The 16,185-nt window shown below is 69.4% G+C and carries 14 protein-coding genes and 1 pseudogene; 7 read left to right on the top strand and 8 right to left on the bottom strand.

The window, feature by feature from the left end:
• Nucleotides 1-357 precede the first annotated feature (357 nt).
• Nucleotides 358-746: pseudogene (locus QOM21_RS00550) on the top strand (LCP family protein); the annotation flags it as partial.
• A gap of 303 nt (nucleotides 747-1,049) precedes the next feature.
• Here QOM21_RS00550 and QOM21_RS00545 read toward each other — a convergent pair.
• Entirely contained in the window at nucleotides 1,050-2,132 is a 1,083-nt protein-coding gene (locus QOM21_RS00545) for an alpha/beta hydrolase (protein ID WP_407547500.1), read from the bottom strand.
• Nucleotides 2,133-2,736: 604 nt separating this feature from the next.
• Here QOM21_RS00545 and QOM21_RS00540 point away from each other — a divergent pair.
• The 3 genes from QOM21_RS00540 (at nucleotide 2,737) to QOM21_RS00530 (ending at nucleotide 5,357) form a co-directional block, all read left to right on the top strand.
• Nucleotides 2,737-3,405, top strand: a complete 669-nt coding sequence (locus QOM21_RS00540; RefSeq protein WP_407547499.1) for a DedA family protein — start codon at nucleotides 2,737-2,739, stop codon at nucleotides 3,403-3,405.
• Nucleotides 3,406-3,504: 99 nt separating this feature from the next.
• The gene (locus tag QOM21_RS00535) at nucleotides 3,505-4,722 is read left to right on the top strand and encodes a sensor histidine kinase (RefSeq protein ID WP_407547498.1); all 1,218 of its coding nucleotides are present in this window, start codon (nucleotides 3,505-3,507) and stop codon (nucleotides 4,720-4,722) included.
• Nucleotides 4,713-5,357: a response regulator gene (locus tag QOM21_RS00530; RefSeq protein ID WP_407547497.1), complete on the top strand. Its 645-nt coding sequence runs from the start codon at nucleotides 4,713-4,715 to the stop codon at nucleotides 5,355-5,357. The genes QOM21_RS00535 and QOM21_RS00530 overlap by 10 nt, the downstream gene beginning before the upstream one ends.
• 349 nt (nucleotides 5,358-5,706) lie before the next feature.
• On the opposite strand, the gene QOM21_RS00525 is transcribed toward QOM21_RS00530, so the two are convergent.
• The 4 genes from QOM21_RS00525 to QOM21_RS00510 all read right to left on the bottom strand — a co-directional run bounded on the left by QOM21_RS00525 (nucleotide 5,707) and on the right by QOM21_RS00510 (nucleotide 8,534).
• Nucleotides 5,707-6,135, bottom strand: a complete 429-nt coding sequence (locus QOM21_RS00525) for an ester cyclase (protein WP_407547496.1) — start codon at nucleotides 6,133-6,135, stop codon at nucleotides 5,707-5,709.
• Between the two features lie 369 nt (nucleotides 6,136-6,504).
• Nucleotides 6,505-7,269: a YqjF family protein gene (locus QOM21_RS00520; protein WP_407547495.1), complete on the bottom strand. Its 765-nt coding sequence runs from the start codon at nucleotides 7,267-7,269 to the stop codon at nucleotides 6,505-6,507.
• A gap of 396 nt (nucleotides 7,270-7,665) precedes the next feature.
• Nucleotides 7,666-8,025: a UBP-type zinc finger domain-containing protein gene (locus QOM21_RS00515; RefSeq protein ID WP_407547494.1), complete on the bottom strand. Its 360-nt coding sequence runs from the start codon at nucleotides 8,023-8,025 to the stop codon at nucleotides 7,666-7,668.
• Between the two features lie 35 nt (nucleotides 8,026-8,060).
• Nucleotides 8,061-8,534, bottom strand: a complete 474-nt coding sequence (locus tag QOM21_RS00510) for a VOC family protein (protein ID WP_407547493.1) — start codon at nucleotides 8,532-8,534, stop codon at nucleotides 8,061-8,063.
• A 334-nt stretch (nucleotides 8,535-8,868) separates the two neighbouring features.
• Here QOM21_RS00510 and QOM21_RS00505 point away from each other — a divergent pair, with 334 nt between their 5' ends.
• On the top strand, nucleotides 8,869-9,789 hold the full coding sequence (locus tag QOM21_RS00505; RefSeq protein ID WP_407547492.1) for an ornithine cyclodeaminase family protein: 921 nt from the start codon (nucleotides 8,869-8,871) through the stop codon (nucleotides 9,787-9,789).
• Between the two features lie 175 nt (nucleotides 9,790-9,964).
• Here the strand turns inward: QOM21_RS00505 and QOM21_RS00500 are convergent, their stop codons facing one another.
• The 3 genes from QOM21_RS00500 to QOM21_RS00490 all read right to left on the bottom strand — a co-directional run bounded on the left by QOM21_RS00500 (nucleotide 9,965) and on the right by QOM21_RS00490 (nucleotide 14,107).
• The gene (locus tag QOM21_RS00500) at nucleotides 9,965-11,332 is read right to left on the bottom strand and encodes an MFS transporter (RefSeq protein WP_407547491.1); all 1,368 of its coding nucleotides are present in this window, start codon (nucleotides 11,330-11,332) and stop codon (nucleotides 9,965-9,967) included.
• Between the two features lie 40 nt (nucleotides 11,333-11,372).
• Complete coding sequence (locus QOM21_RS00495) at nucleotides 11,373-13,028, bottom strand: amidohydrolase (RefSeq protein ID WP_407547490.1); 1,656 nt, start codon at nucleotides 13,026-13,028, stop codon at nucleotides 11,373-11,375.
• Nucleotides 13,029-13,207: 179 nt separating this feature from the next.
• Nucleotides 13,208-14,107: an Lrp/AsnC family transcriptional regulator gene (locus tag QOM21_RS00490; protein ID WP_407547489.1), complete on the bottom strand. Its 900-nt coding sequence runs from the start codon at nucleotides 14,105-14,107 to the stop codon at nucleotides 13,208-13,210.
• 234 nt (nucleotides 14,108-14,341) lie between these two features.
• On the opposite strand from QOM21_RS00490, the gene QOM21_RS00485 reads away from it, so the two are divergent.
• Together QOM21_RS00485 and QOM21_RS00480 are read left to right on the top strand one after the other, a co-directional pair.
• A complete protein-coding gene (locus QOM21_RS00485) occupies nucleotides 14,342-15,322 on the top strand; it encodes a C-terminal binding protein (protein ID WP_407547488.1) in 981 nt (326 codons plus the stop codon).
• Entirely contained in the window at nucleotides 15,319-16,095 is a 777-nt protein-coding gene (locus QOM21_RS00480) for a class II aldolase/adducin family protein (protein WP_407547487.1), read from the top strand. Before QOM21_RS00485 ends, QOM21_RS00480 begins: the two co-directional genes overlap by 4 nt.
• Nucleotides 16,096-16,185 lie beyond the last annotated feature (90 nt).

Genomic DNA, 16,185 nt, shown 5'->3' with positions numbered 1-16,185 from the left:
GTTTCCTCGGGCGTTATGCATCAGGTCGTCGGAATCAGTCTGCCCGGGGCCCGTCTCTGGGTTTGCGTTTAAGGCCGTCGAGCAGTGGACTGTGGGGGCATGCATCCCAGTCCCCCGCGGCATGTACGCCCGACATTCAGCAACCGCACGAGCGTGCAAATGCCTCGTGTCCCCCGAATTCCCCCCCGCGGTATCCCTAGCCAACGGCCCCCCAGCCTCCCCGATCCGGCCCGGCGGCCTCTACGGTTCAGAGCCGCACACACGCCGCCGCGGCAAGGGCAAAAGGATCCTGATATCCGCTCTGGTCGTCCTGCTCGTGGAAGCCGCCGGCGCCCATTTCCGGGCCGGCGCCAACGGCCCACCCTGATCTCCCTGCCGCACGACTCGAACGTGACCATCCCGAAGTCCCGTGGTTCGGAGTCCGGCGCGATCAGGGCCGCGTGGGCGCTAACAAGCTCAACGCCTCGTTCACCTTCGATGGACCACAGTTGCTGGTCCGCACCGTCGAGTACAACACCGGGCTGCGTGTTGACCACTACGCCGAGATCGGCTTCACCGGCTTCGCGAACATTGTCGACGCCATGGGCGGCGTCGAGATGAACCTCGACCAGGGCTTCACGGACAAGTGGTCAGGAGCCGACTTCAAGACCGGCAAGCAGACCCTCGACGTCACCCATGCCGTCGCCTACGTCCGCACCCGGCACGCCTTCACCGGTAGCGACCTGGACCGCACCAAGAACCAGCAGTGCGAATGCATCCCTATGGACCGCACACAGGGCGGGGCCTCGCCGGCGCCCCATAATGAGCCCCGGCGCGGGCGGGCCGCAGAGGGGCCTAGCGTCGCCCGCGCCGGGAGGCGGATCCGCTGGCACGGGGGGAACCGTCGGATCCGCAGAGCCGATGACCAGTCGGCTACTTCTACAGCGCCACCAGTCGGCTCCTTGTTACACCCACGACCGGGCGTATCGCTCCCGATCGGACTGTCTCGCGAGGCTGAGTAATGCGGCAGCACTCTGCGACGCAGCGCGTGGGCCGGTAGCTGGACCGGCTCATGGAGAGGTGGGGAAGGAGCGTGCAATCTGCGGAAGTGACCGTTGGAACGCTGCGTAGTGGCTGACTTCGCCCTGGTTGACTACCCGGGCCCTGCCGCCGTGCGCCGACACCCGCTGCGCACAGCGATGGCTGTTGGCTATGGGCACGTCGTGATCGCCGGTGGCGCTGTAGAGCGTGACCGGCACGTTCGGTTTCCAGTCGCAGGTGAAGTCATTGCTGCGCAACACCGCCAGAAGTCTGCCGCTCGGGTTCCGCAGTTTCGCGTACCACTTGTCGGAGAGCAGTTCCGGCAGAGTTTCCGGCAGCTTTCCCGCGATCTGCTCCGCGGGGTGGTTGCTGTCGAAGAGCTCTTCCACGTAGTCGGCGTACGGGGCGCGAAAGACCTCCCGCGGGTCGGAGTAGAGGTGGTGCAGACGGTTTTGTGCGGTGAGGAAGTAGGCGGTGTAGAAGACGGCCGATCCTGGGCCGACCCGTCCGTCGAAGAGGCCGGGTAGCTGGCTGCTCGCGAGGTCGTACGCGCCACCGACCGCCGCCACACCGCGCAGTCGGAAGCGCGGGTCGGCCCCTGAGTTCAGAGTGCGGCCGAGCGCCATGGCTACCTGCCCACCTTGCGAGAAGCCCGTGGCATAGACACGCCCGTCGAGCGACCGACCGAGTTTCGGTGCTGCCGTGTGAGCGGCGCGGAGCATGTCGAGGGAGGCGGCGGCCGCGGAACGGTTGTCGAGGTAGGGGTGAGTGCCCGGGCCCGTACCGAGGCCGAGGTAGTCGGGAGAGACGGCCGCGCGTCCGGCCGAGGCGTAGAGGAGGGCGACGGTGCGGTCCGGGCCGTCCGAGACGGATGCCGCATAGCCGCGATAGGCCAACGTGCCGTGACCGTGGACGACGGTCGGGAGCTGGTGCCCTCCGCCGCGGGGCAGTGCGAGGAGACCCGACGCGGTGGTGGGTCTCCCGTCCGGGGCGACAGTGCGGTAGGTGAGGCGGTACGCGGCGACGCCGTACCGGGCGGTGTCGGTGGGATAGCCCGACTTCTGTGCCTCCTTGACGATGCGTTGGTAATCCCGCTCGCCGAGCGGCGTCACAGACGTCAGCTCACCACGGGCGTGTCCCCGCCCGGCCCCCTCCCCGGCGGCGGGTAGGGACGGGAACGTGAGGAGCGTCGCGAACGCTGCCGACGCAACCACGATCGCTCTGCGGCGGCCGGCATGCCGACGCCGACGGGCCCTGCCGGCATGTATTCCGGCTTGCCCACTGGGCGTTTTACCGGGAAGTGATCTCATACCCGAAAACTAGAGATCGGCGCCCCATCGTGGAATGCGGACATCCGCACACTCCACCTGCGGGAAACCACATCTCTGGTGGCCTCCCACCCCGGGCGGAGCGGACGACGGGCGGAAAGCAACTCCCAGGCCAGGGGGATCGATCCCGCTCCTGTCCCGCGGCGGCTGACTCACAGCGTCAGATCACCGAGGGCGATCCCCGCCCACAGATCCCCGCCCACACCGCGCGGGCCCAAGGCCCCCCGGCGACGAGGCCGAGAGGGCAACGTCCCCCGGGGCTATGCGGAAAACCCCACCTTGCGCGACGGTAATCCTCATACCGCCGCTGACCCGTGCTTTCTAGCGTTGCTCGTGAATCGCGGCGCCTGTACCTCAGCAGCCGCCTCCCAGCAGCTTGGAGAACGGCATGGATTTCGTGACTCTCGCACTTCCCCAGGAGCCCGCGAGCGGCATCGCGGGCTGGGCGGCCGACCTCGTGGACGCGATGGGCGCTCCGGGAGCGGGCCTCGCCATCGCTCTGGAGAACCTGTTTCCACCCTTGCCGAGTGAGGTGATTCTGCCCCTTGCCGGCTTTGCCGCCGGGCAGGGTGTGATCAGCCTGGCGTCCGCGCTGTTCTGGACGACAGTCGGTTCCGTGGTCGGCGCCGCCGTCCTGTACTGGATCGGGGCGCTCTTCGGCCGCGAGCGCATGCATGCGATCTGGGCCAAGTTTCCTCTGGTCAAGGGCGCCGACCTGGAGCGCACGGAGCAGTGGTTCGCCAAGCACGGCACGAAGGCGGTGCTTCTGGGCCGCATGGTGCCGATTTTCCGCAGCCTCATCTCGGTCCCGGCCGGCGTGGAACGCATGCCCCTGCCAGTTTTCCTGGCCCTGACCACCCTCGGCAGCCTGATCTGGAACACGTCCCTCGTGATGGCGGGCTATTGGCTGGGCGACCAGTGGGACGTGGTGGGGGCCTACGTCGGCTTTCTTTCCAAAGCCGTCCTCGTCCTGGTCGTCTTGGCCATCGCCGGCTACGTACTCGGGTGCCTCCGGGCCAGGAAGCAGCCCCGGTCCCAGCACCGTCGCACCTCCTGATCCGCGTCGGTGAACGGTGACATGCACCCCGCCCATCCCTGGCCCGCCCCCGCTGAACGATCTTGCCGCGGGGATGGCGCACCCCTAATGTCAACCAGCGTGAGAGGAGACCGGGCAGGCACAGAGACCGACCGGCCCCCGTCGATGCTCGCGCCACGGCCGGAGGACGGTAACGCCCCCGCGGCCAAGTCGGCGCCCCGACTCCTCAGGGCAGTCGGCGTTCTGCTCGGGTGCTTCACCGCGGTGCTCGGCCTGCTGTACTTCATCGTGGCCGGGGCCGTGCTCGGCGCATTCCTTCTGTGGCCGCACACCCGCGGCCGGGCCTACACCGTGCTCTCCGAAGGTGCCCGCAGGCTCACCGTGCTGGATCGCTCCCGCCGCTCGGCCTTCTTCCACGACACGTTCCCCGACCACCACAGCTCCGACCGTGCAGTCCTGAGCTACCTCGCGGCCCGTACGTACAGCGGCCTGCTGTGCAGCATCGTGGTCGGGCTGCTCGTCTTCGGCGTCATGCTGGCCGGCCTGCTCACCGCGGGCATCTTCCGAGCCACGCTGACTTGGCAGGAACTGCTGACCCAACTGGTGCTCGGCAGCGTCCTGCTCTTCCTGGACGTACAGGGTCTCCGCTCCCTGGTAGCGCTCGACACCCGCCTCGCCCGCGAGTGTTTCGGGCCCTCGGAGCACGAGGTTCTCGTACGGCGCATCAACGAACTGGCCGCCAGCCGGGCCGCGGTGGTGCAGGCCGTGGACGTCGAGCGGCGCCGCGTCGAGCGCGATCTGCACGACGGCGTCCAGCAGCGTCTCGTGGCACTCGCCATGCTGCTCGGCCGGGCCCGCCGCAGCAAGGTGCCGGGACAGGCGGATGCGCTCTTGGAGCAGGCGCACAGGGAGTCCCAGGAAGTCCTCACCGAACTGCGCGAAGTGGCCTGGCGGATCTATCCATCGGCTCTCGACAATCTCGGACTACAGGAGGCGCTCGGCGGAGTCTCGGAGCGGTGCAACATCCGGACACGCATCGAGTACGACGTTCCTGGGGCGCTGCCGACGCCCATCGAGTCCGCCGCCTACTTCGTCGTGTCGGAGGCGGTGACGAACGCGGCCAAGCATTCGAGCGCCCAGGACATCTTCATCAGCGTGCAGCGGTACGACAGGTATCTCGCGGTGCTGGTCCGCGACAGCGGAATCGGCGGCGCCGACCCGGCGGGTAGCGGTCTGACGGGACTGCACAGCCGGGTGGCCGCGCTGGACGGCAGACTGGACATCCACAGCCCCCCAGGGGGACCCACCACCATCACCGCGGAGCTGCCGTGCGCGTAATCCTCGCCGAGGACTCGACCCTTCTGCGAGAGGGGCTTGTCCGGCTCCTCATTGAGGAGGGGCACGAAGTCCTCGCCGCGGTGGGCGAAGCGGTCTCACTGCTACGGGAGGTGGAGACGAACCCACCGGACATCGTGGTCACCGACATCCGGATGCCACCGACCCACAGCGACGAGGGGCTGCGCGCCGCGATAGAGATCCGCAAGCGCTGGCCGGAAGTCGGAGTACTCGTGCTCTCCCAGCACGTGGAGCGCAACTACGCGGCGCAGCTGCTCACGTCGAACGCCGAGCGGGTCGGCTACCTTCTCAAGGACCGGGTTGCGCAGGTCGAGGAGTTTCTCGACTCGATGGAGCGCGTCCACGCAGGCGGCGCCGCCATCGACCCGGAAATCGTACGGCAGTTGGTCCTTCGCTCCACGCACAGCGACCCCCTCGGGCGGCTCACCCCACGCGAGCGCAGCGTCCTGGAGGTGCTGGCGCAGGGCCACACCAACGCAGCCATCGCGCAGACACTGCACATCTCGCTGAGCGCGGTCGAAAAAAACCTCAACATGATCTTCGAAAAACTGGAGCTGTCGCACACCACCGGCTACAGCCGCCGGGTGCTCGCGGTGCTGCGCTACCTGGAGTCCTGACACCTGAGGCAGCGACGGGCTCGTGTGCGAGTTCGGGCGGGTGGGCGGTGAGTTCGGTACCGGGTCTGGTCGACGTCTGCGACGCAGCCGCGCTGAGTGACGGCTGAAGGACGCCAAGGCGGCATGCGGGATCGCCCGAACATGAGCTGTGGCCAAATTCGTTGGGCCGGCAGTTGGGAAGTGGACGAGGTCGGCCCGGGGGATCACCGGAACCGTGGTTGGCGCTGAGATCGATCTTGGCCGGCTAGCACAGTGATCCCCGCAGGGCAGAGGCTCGCTGGGTCCACCGTCTGCCGCGCACCTCGGCGTGTCATGAGCCGTGTCTGCCGGGGTCGGTGACCGGTCGACGTCAGTGGCTGGTGGGGGTGGGTGAGATTTGCTGCATGAGGCTGAGCAGGTCCGGAGCGACCCATTCCTCGGCGATCTGGTCGCCCTCGAAGCGGTACACCTCGACGCTCCGGTAGCTGACCTGGCGGCCCGTCGCCTCGAACTGCTGGAACGCGCCCTGGTGCGTGCCCTGGAAGTGGGCCAGCACCGTCACTTTGTCGCCGACGCCGAACATGTCCTGGACGTTGATCTTCAGGTCTGGGAAGGCGTCCTTCATGATCTTCGTGCCCTGCTGCCAGATCTCCCGGCCGTGCAGCGGGTCGGGGGTCACGGGGACGTTGGCGATGAAGTTCTCGGTCAGCATCTGCGCGGCCTCGTCGAGGTCGCCGCTCTCCACAAGCTGGTACGCCGTGCGCAGCAGAGCCATGTTCTTGTCGACACCGGTGGTCATCTCAGGGGTCCTCTCGGGGATCATCCCACCTGCTCGGTGATTGCTTCGGGCCGGATGCCGCTCAGTAGAAACCATGACGCCGCGGCAAGGTCAACCGGTCCGATCGCTCGGGGCTGGAGGCAGGGAGCACGTTCCTCCGGAACAACGTGTGTCCTGTCAAAGAGTCTTTGCCCCTGTCTCACCTGATCTTGTTCGGCTCGCGTTCCAGGGGCAACGTCGCGTGAGGCGCCGGCCGGCACGGTACCGAGAGCAACAGCTGGATCTTGGCTCCGTTGCTTACGGTCGGTCGGCTGCTTTGTGCCGCGCGCTGAGAGGTGTCGAAGATCGGGCCGCTCTCTCGCCTAGCGCCCGGCCGCCGTCTACGGGGACTCAGGGGGTGGGCAGGCCGCCCGGGCGGGCAGGGCGGCCGAAGCGGACCGGCACGCCGGGGGAGTACAGCACGCTCACCGGCGGTCCGACCGGCGACGGCAGCCCGGCGGCGGTCACCAACTCGTCTTCGCAGTGCAGGAGTTCGGCCCGGTGCAGTGGCCAGCGCGGGTGGGTGTTGGGCAGATACACCGGCTGGCCGAAGAAGGCGTGGTGCATCCCCCAGCGGGCGGTCAGGAAGTGTTCGAGGGCAGTCGGTTCCTCGATCCGCTCGCCGACCCGCACCTCGATCCGACAGCGCACCCCGCGCGGCCCCGGCCAGCGTCGGCTGCTGGTGTAGCTGACGGTGTCCGCGTCGCGGTGGATCGCCATTCTGGCCCACATGTAGGGCAGCCGGCAGACGCTGCGGGCGAAGGCCACCGGTAGCAGCCGCGATGCCTCCAGAGAGCGGAACACCACGCCGCGTCGGCCGTGCCGGTCCACCGAATAGAGCCGCACGTTGGTCTCTGGAAAGGTGCCGAGGTACGGGATACCCGGCATTCTGAACCAGCCCACCCGGTACATCCGGAACGCCACCAGGCCGACGTAGGTGAGCCCGTCGTGCGTGTCCGGCACGGTCCCGGCCGGCAGCAGCGGCGCCACGTCCGCAGGGTCGGCGGCCCAGTGCAGGAACGACAGGTCGAGCCAGGACTGGGTGAGCAGCGTGTCCGGCACCTCACGCACCGGATCGGGCGCTATCGGCTCTGCAGGGTCAGCGGCGAGCGACATCGCATCAGCGTCGCACATGCTTACCGCCGCTGGCCCGGGCCCCCGGCCAACCCGTCGTAGCGCATGCCGCACCGCTCCCACACACACGCGGTACCGCTCGGCTGTGCGCCCGAGGCGTGCACCGTCACTGCGTACTCCGGCACCTTCACCGCGCGGCGTACGCGGGCTGGTGCTCGTCCGAGTCCGGGACCTCCTACGCCCGGGCAGGACACATCCGCAGAACCCGGGACGAGGGCCGGGGCGTCGGTAGTAGAGCTGACTGACCGACAACTTCAAGCAGCTTCAAGTGAGACAGCCCATGCCCAGAGCTGCCATTGGCGGCCAGGAAGACAAGCCAGAGCCTCCTCATCCGACGGACAGCAGGGAAGGCCAGCCAGAGGGTCCGAAAACAGCTTCTCAGTGGAGCTGCCGCTCCCAGTCCCCAGGGACTTTGTCCCAGGGGCCCGGAGTGGACTGCGAGGCCGGGTGCGCGGTGGGCGGGGCCAGCTCCGGCCCCTCGTAGAACTGATCGGTCTCGATGTTCCAGAACCAGTCCTCACCCGGTTCGAAGCTGGTCAGCAGTGGATGTCCGGTCTGGCGCGCGTGCTTCGTGCCATGCTGCGCGGGCGAGGAGTCGCAGCATCCGATGTGCCCGCAGGCGGCGCAGCGCCGTAGGTGGAACCACCACCCCGGTCCGTCCCCCGCCAAGCACTCCACGCACCCGGTTCCGCTGGGCGCCGCGGTCGGATCGAGACCAGGGATCTGGTGGTCTGCCATGAAGGATGCCTCTTTCGTGAGACGCCGTTCAAGGGTCAGGTTTTGGTGTCGGCGCGTGCCAGGATGCCCTTCAGCAGGCCCGTGGACTGTCCGACCTCGATGAGGTAGCCATCCGGGTCCCGCATGTAGCAGCGCAGCTCGGCGCGCCGGTCGATGGGCGGGGTGAGGAACTCGGCTCCCTTGGCGCGGGCCGCCTCGTAGAACCCATGGATGTTCGCCACCCGTACGTTCATGAAGCTGGAGACGGTGTGGGGGTCCTCCGGTGTGCGAAGAACGACATCGGGTTTGTCGTCGGTGGGCCCGCCGCCTGGGTTCATGATGATCCAGCTGTTGGCGACCTTGATGATGCAAGGGTTTTCGTCCAGCACCACCTGCCCACCCAGCACCTCGGCGTAGAACGCCCGCGAGCGGGGGACGTCACCGACCGTGAGGAAGTGTGTGAGCAGCAGGCCCTCGGCTGGTGCGGGAAGGTCCTCGGCTGACGCGCCTGCGGAGATGAAATCGGACATATGTCGAGCGTATGGCGCGGGCGGCCGCCCGGCATCCCCACCCGGCAGGGCCCGTTAATCGTCGTCCGGCCCGTGGCTCGGCCTTTCTGCAAAGCCCGCCGCGGGCGGACGAGGGCACCGGCCCGGTGGCCTGAGAAGCTGCTCCCTGTGAGTCAGGTTGCCGCAGGGAACAGGTCCGCCTGTCCGCACAGCGTCAGCGGCCGAATGCCGGAGCGGTCGGCTGACAGCCCCGGACCGCCAGTCCGGCGAGCCGCCCCATTGACAACACAGCCGGCGGTCACTTCTCCTCTCTCGGGACCCGGTGGAAAGCCCTCATCAACGATGCGGAGTCCCTATGCAGAGCGTCACCGTCGACCCCCGCGAGATCCGCGAAGCCGTCACCATGCGCGAGGCCATCGACGCCGTGCGCAGCGGCTTCCTCGACCTGGCCGCCGGCGAGTTCGAGATGCCCACCCGCACCGCGCTGCGCGACGGCCAGTTCCTGGTGATGTCCGCCCATCACCGCGCCTCCGCCTCCGCCATGATCAAGACGCTGAGCCTGAACTTCGACCGCGCGCCCGCCATCGCCGGCACCGTGGTGTGGACCGAGACCGGCCGCAGCGACAGTCTGATCGCCGATGCCGGAGCGGTCACCACCCTGCGCACCGGCGCCGCCGTCGGCGTCGCAACCGACCTCCTCGCTCCCGCGGTCGCCGGCCGCCTGACCATCATCGGAGCGGGTGGCCAGGCCCCTGACCAGGTCCGCGCCGTCCACACCGTGCGCCCCTTGAGCGAACTGACCGTGGTGGACGCCGACCCCCGCCGCGCCGAAAGCCTCGCGGAAACGCTTGCCCCTGAGCTCACAGGGACGCAGATCCGCACCGCCACCGACACCGAGGCCGCGGTCGGCGACGCCGAGATCGTCTGCTGCGCAACCTCTGCCACCAGCCCGCTCTTCGCCGAACAGGCCCTGCCTGCTCAGGTCCACGTCAACGCCATCGGTGCCTTCCGCCCGACCATGCGCGAGCTGCCCGATGAACTTCTCGCCACCAGCACCGTGATCATCGACGAGCGCGAGGCGATCCTGGCCGAGTCCGGGGAGATCCTCCACGCCCTCAAGTCCGGCGCCCTCACCCAGGACGACCTCACCGAACTCGGCACTGCCCTGACCGCAACCGAAGCCCTCCGTGGCAAGCGGACCGTCTTCAAGACCGTCGGTGTCGCCATGCAGGACTGGGCCGTCGCCCGTCTCCTTGCCGACAAGTTCCTGCCCTGAACTGCAAGTTCCTGCCCCGAACTGAATGCCGCGGTCCGACGTTCGTACCAACGCGCCGCTGCCCGAGCTGAACAGCCCCGGCCGCCGCGCCGGCGCCGGGGCTCAGTCGTCAGCCGGGGCCCCTGCCGGCAGGCTCCGCGGGGGCCCCGCGGGGTGGCCGTAGCAGCGCCCATTGCTACGAAGTGGTCGGCACTGTCTTTTGTGGCGCCGGGCTGCTGGTTCGTTCGTCGGACGCCTGTGCTGTGCCGATGCGGTGGAGGTGGGCCGTGCACACGATGCCGATCGCGGAGATGAGCATCAGGGCTACGGCCGACGGCCAGTAGTGACCGCCCGTGGCCGCCGTGAGCGAGACCGCGGCGAGGGGGGCGAGGCCACCGAAGATCATGTTGCAGATCTGGTAGGAGAGGGAGATGCCGGTGTAACGGACGTGCGGTGCGAAGCCCTCGACGAGGATCGACGCGATCGGCCCGTACAGCGCGGACATCACCAGGCGCATGGCCAGCATCATCAGCCAGATGAGGAAGACGCTGCCGGTGCCCAGCACCATGAACTGTGGCAGGGCCAGGACGATGACGCCCGCGAGCCCGGCGATGACGACCTTGTGCGAGCCCACGCGGTCGGCGAGCCACGACAGCCAGGGGGTGACGGCGAGTTCGAGGAATGCCGCCAGGGTGAGGCCGTTGAGCAGCATTGACTCCGACAGATGGAGGTCGCCGGTGCCGTACGAGAGCAGGAAGCTGGTCACGAGGTAGTAGCCGCCGGTCGCGGTGGCCAGGGCGAGGACGCCGATGAGGACCGTGCGCCAGGCTTTCTGGAAGACCTCGATGACGGGCAGTTTGGTCACCCCGCCCTCTGTCGCCTGCTGCTCCTTGCGCACCTCCTCCATGACCGGGGACTCCTCCAGCTTGACCCGGACGACCAGGCCCACGATCACGAGCACGGCGGAGGCCAGGAACGGCACGCGCCAGCCCCAGCTCATGAAGGTGTCGTGGCCGAAGAGGTTCATCAGGCTGAAGGCGCCGGTCGACAGCAACGCGCCGACCGAGGAACCGAGTTGGGCGAACGAGCCGAAGAAGGCGGCCCTGCCACGCGGGGCGTTCTCGACGGCGATCAGCACCGCGCCGCCCCACTCCCCGCCGATCGCGATGCCCTGGATCAGGCGCAGCACGATCAGCAGGATCGGGGCGAGTGCGCCGACCTGGGCGTAGGTGGGCAGCAGGCCGATGGCGAACGAGGCGGTGCCCATCATCAGCAAGGTGATGACCAGAGTCTTCTTGCGCCCGACACGGTCACCGATGTGCCCGAAGATGATGCCCCCGAGCGGTCGCAGCAAAAAGCCCACGGCGAAGGTCGCGAAGGCGGAGAAGGTCCTGAGGTACGGCGACATGTCCGGTGGGAAGAACACGTCGTTGAAGACGATCGCCGCGGCAGTGGCGAACGCGTAGAAGTCGTACCACTCGATGGAGGTGCCTGCCAGCGCCGCGACGGCGGCTCTGTACGGGCTCCGCCCGGTGGCGGGCTGAGGGGGAGAGGAGGGGGACACGGGGCCTCCGGGGGCGGAAGGGGAGGGGGCGGGGCGGCGGTCAGCGGCCGGGGGCTGCCCAGGCGCGGGTGCCGCCGATCCAGGTTTCGTGTACGGCGATGGAGGAGAGTTCGGCCGGGTCGGCGGTGAGCGGGTCGTCGGCCAGGACGACGAAGTCGGCGAGCATGCCGGGGGTCAGGGCGCCGACGGAGTGTTCGCGGTGCAGGGCGCGGGCGGCCGAGGCGGTGTGTGCCCGCAGCCCCTCCGCCACCGGCACCCGCAGGGAGGCGTCACCGAGGACGGTGCCGAGCACGGTGCGCCGGGTCGCGGCTGCGGAGACGGCCTCCAGCGGGGCGGGCGGGGCGACGGGGGCGTCCGAGCTGAAGACGACGGGGACGTCGGCGGCAAGGCAGCTGCCGGCCGGGTTGTAGCGGTGACCGAGGTCCCCCACGGCGGTGAGGGTGCCGTCGCCGGTGCGCAGGTGGTGCTGGGGCTGCATGACCGGGATGACGCCCAACCGGCCCATGCGGGCGATCTGTTCGTCGGTGGGCAGGCCGGAGTGCTCGATCCGGTGGCGGATCCCGGGGCGTTCCCGGTCGGCCTGGGCCTTCTCGACGGCATCGAGGACCATGCCGATGGCGTAGGGGGACTGGGCGTGGGTGGCGGTCTGCAGCCCGGCGTGGTGGGCACGGCCGACGAGCTCGGCGTACTCCTCGGCGGAGTGGTAGAGCTGCCCGTGGTGGCAGCAGTCGGCGGCGTACCCGTCGGGGAAGTAGGCGGTCCAGCCACCGAGGGTGCCGTCGGCGTAGAACTTGACGCCCTGCACGCGGAACAGGTCGTCGCCGAAGCCGTGCACGACGCCCAGTTCGAGGGCGGTGTCCAGGAGTGCGGAGGTGAGGTAGGCGGAGACGCGCAGGCGCAGTGAACCGTCTGCGCGGGCGCGCAGGTACGTTTCCATCTCGCGGCGGGAGGCCTGGGCGTCGCCGACGGTGGTGACTCCGGCGGCGAGGAAGACCTCCTGGGCGCGCTGGAGATGGTCGGCCATGACGGCGTCGGGCTCGGAGAGATGGAAGTTCGGGCCGTGGTTGCCGATCTTCACGCCGCCGGGCCCGGTGAGCAGGTCGCATGCGGCGTCCCAGAGCCGGCCGTCCGGCTCGCCGGAGGCGGAGCGGCCGATGCTGCCGCCCTCGGGGGAGGGGGTGCCCGCGGTGATGCCGCAGCTGCGCAGGGCATGGGAGTTGACGACGCCGCCGTGGCCGGAGGCGTTCATCACGTACACCTCGCGGTCGGTGGCGACGCGGTCGAGGTCGTGGCAGGTGGGGTGACGCTGCTCGGCGAGGCGGCGGTGCTCGTAGCCGAAGCCGCGCACCGGAACCCCGGCGGGCAGGTCGCGGGCCGCCTCGGTGAGGACCGCGACGAGCGTCTCGATGTCCGGTACGCGCTCGGGGCGGCAGTCGACCCAGGCGAGTGCCTGCCCGTACATCACGGGGTGGCAGTGGGCGTCGACGAAGCCGGGGTGGACGAGGCCGCCGTCGAGTTCGAGGGTGTCGTCGGCCCGGCCGCCGAGTGCGGCGCGGGCGTCGTCCGTGGTCCCGATGTGGACGACCCGGCCGCCGCGGACGGCCAGTGCCTCGGTTCGTTCGGTGGTCCCGGGGGTGGCGACGGCGGCGCCGGTCACCAGGAGCGTGCGGCCGGCGTCGTCGAGGGGTTGGTACATGAGAGGGGCCTGCTTTCGACCTGGACGTCCATGAGGGAGCCGTGCCCACGGAGAGCCCGCGACGGCTGATTCGTTCGCATGGACGATATGCAGCAGACGATGTCTTGCCTAGGCCCCAGGCTTGCGAATGTTTCGGAAAGTCCTATCGGTTTTCGCTTACGCATCGTCTGGCGTGGCGCTCAGGAGGCGGGGGTGGTGAGGTCGTACCGCTCCTTGACCAGCTCCAGGTGGACCCAGCTCTCCACCCTGCGCACGCCCGCGCACGCCCGCATTTCCTCCAGGGTGTCGCGCACCGCCGCGAGGGACTCCGCGCTGATCGTTCCGACGAGTTCCGCGCGCCCCATGCAGGCGGACAGGAAGGAGACACGGTCCCACTCGCCGATGCGCCGCGCGACGCTGTCCCGCTCGCCGTCCAGGCGTACGGCGAATCCGCACAGGAAGCCCAGGCCCAGCAGTTCCGGGCGGACCAGGGCGAGCACCTTGGCGACGCCGCCGTCGAGGAGGCGCAGGGTGCGTGCGCGGGCGGCGCCGGGCGAGATCCCCACGCGTTCGGCGAGTTCGGCGAAGGGGAGCCGTCCGTCGTGCTCCAGTTCGTCGAGAATCAGCAGGTCCGTCGCGTCCGGTTCCGGCATTTCGGGCCGGCCTGCCGGCAGGTACGGATCCTTCAGGTGCTGGAGGGAGATCAGCGGGTCCACCGCGTCAACGCCCTTCAGCGATCTGATCGATTCGATGGCCCGGTCCAGCTCCGGAAGCCCCGCGGTGCGCAGCTCCGCCAGGATCGCGTGGCTGCCCGCGGTGAGGGTGACGAAAGGCGCCTGCGGCATGGCGGCGACCGCGCGGGCCACCGGCTCGGCCGGTCCGCTCGCGCCGATCGACAGATGGGCCGAGGCGGTCAGGCCCCGTACGGCGGGATGTACGACGGCCACCACGCGGACGCCGCCCCCGGCGAGCAGCCGCTGCACGCGGGCGCGGGTGGCGGGGCGGGAGAGTCCGACGCGTCGGGCCAGCGTCTCGTACGTCAGGCGGCCGTCCGACTGCAGTTCGCGGACGACGGTCAGATCGGTCGGGTCCAGATCCACCTGGCGTTTCCCCTCGTTTCGGTCGTCCGGGCGCGGGCGCGCCCGGGGCAGGGCCCATTCTCGACCACCGGAACGCCGGGGCTCCGGGACGCGGACAGGGTGGGCGCACCGCCGCCCTACGTATCGCTACCTCTGGACAATTCTACCGGCTGAAACGTAAGTTCAATGCGGCCCATACGGTCGAATCGTTATTCCGCTGCCACTGAAGGTCTTGAGGAGCTCGAGGAGGATGGGATGAGTCGGCCCCTGGTGGTGTTCACGGACCCGGAGGAACTCGACGTGGGCCCGGGGATCCGGTTGTTGACCGAGGCGGGATTCGCCACCCGGGTCGTGGGCAGTCGCGACCCGGACGCAATCGCCGCGGCCGCACGTGACGCGGTGGCACTGATCGTGGGCTACGCCCCGGTGAACGCCGCGCTGCTCGACCGCCTCCCCGGCGTAAGGATGCTGGCCACCATGTCCGCGGGATACGACATGATCGACACCGCGCACGCACGTCGGCTCGGTATGTGGGTGAGCAACCTCCCGCAGGCCGCGACCGAGGACGTCGCCGTCCACGCGCTCGCCTCCGCGCTCGGGCTCGTACGCGCCCTTCCCCAGGCCGACGCCACCGTGCGCGGCGGCGGCTGGAACGCGGAGTTCGCCGAATTGCCGCGCAGGGCAAGTGAGCTGACGCTCGGTCTCATGGGACTCGGGCGCATCGCGAGGACCCTGGCCAGGATCGCGGGCCCCGTCTTCGGCCGCGTCGCCGCCTACGACCCGCACGCCGCGGCGGCCGGGTGGCCGTCCGACGTCGAGCGGATGGGCAGGGACGAGCTGGTCGCCGCCTGTGACGTCCTCTCGCTGCACACCCCGCTGACCGAGCAGACCCGCGGCATGGTCGACACGGAGCTGCTCTCCCGTATGCGGCCCGGAGGCTACCTGGTGAACGTCGCTCGCGGTGAACTCGTCGACGCCGCTGCGCTGTTGGCCGCACTGGACGGCGGACGGCTCCGGGCGGCGGCTCTGGACGTGTTCCCGGTCGAGCCTCCGGCGCACGATGACCCCTTGCGCACCCACCCGCGCATTCAGCTCTCCCCACACAGCGCGTACCTGTCCGATACCTCCCAGCGGGCCTACGTCTGCGCACCCGCCGAGAACGTCATCGCCTGGCACCGGACCGGACGCCCGCTGACCCCTGTGGTCCAACCGACACCCGAAGGAGCCTCCTCATGACCGAAATGCCGGCCACCCCCGACACGGACCGGGAGGAAGAGGCCCGGCTGCGCCGCGAACTCGCCGCCGTCTACCGGCTCGTGGCGCACTTCCGGATGACGGACCTGATATTCACCCACATCTCGCTGCGACTCCCGGGGCCCGACCACCACTTCCTGATCAACCCCTACGGCCTCCTCTTCGAGGAGATCACCGCTTCGAACCTGGTCAAGATCGACCTGTCCGGCCATCCCGTCGAGCCCACACCTCACCCCGTCAACCCCGCAGGCTTCGTCATCCACAGCGCGATCCACGCCGCGCGCGCGGACGCCCATTGCGTCCTGCACACCCATACCCGGGCCGGCTGCGCGGTCGCCGCCCAGCGCGACGGGCTGCTGCCGCTGAACCAGATGTCGATGGAGTTCTACGACCGCGTCGGCTACCACGATTACGAGGGCGTGGCCCTCAACCTCGACGAGCAGAAGCGCCTGGTCGACGACATCGGCGACCACCCGGCGCTGATCCTGCGCAACCACGGTCTGCTGACGGTGGGTGAGAGCGCGGCCCAGGCATTCCTGCGCATGTACTACCTGGAGAAGGCCTGCGAGATCCAGGTCACCGCCCAGGCCGGCGGCGGACCGCTGACCGTGCCGCCGGCCGAGACGTGCGAGTACACCGCCCGGCAGCTCGCGGGCGACGCGGACGCGGACCTTCAGGACGATGTCGCCTACGACCTGGCGTGGGCGGCCATGCTGCGCCTGCTGAACCGGGTGGCTCCGGACTACCGGGACTGATCTGTCGGGCCATGGGGCGGGCAGTCGGGGCCGGGGCCGGAGACGACCCTCGAGAACTCCTCGCCCCTGGGGGACCTTGCATCCGGCTTG

Source organism: Streptomyces sp. Pv4-95 (assembly GCF_045782725.1).
In the GTDB taxonomy this organism is placed as follows: domain Bacteria; phylum Actinomycetota; class Actinomycetes; order Streptomycetales; family Streptomycetaceae; genus Streptomyces.
This window is presented reverse-complemented; position numbering and strand designations above follow the sequence as displayed.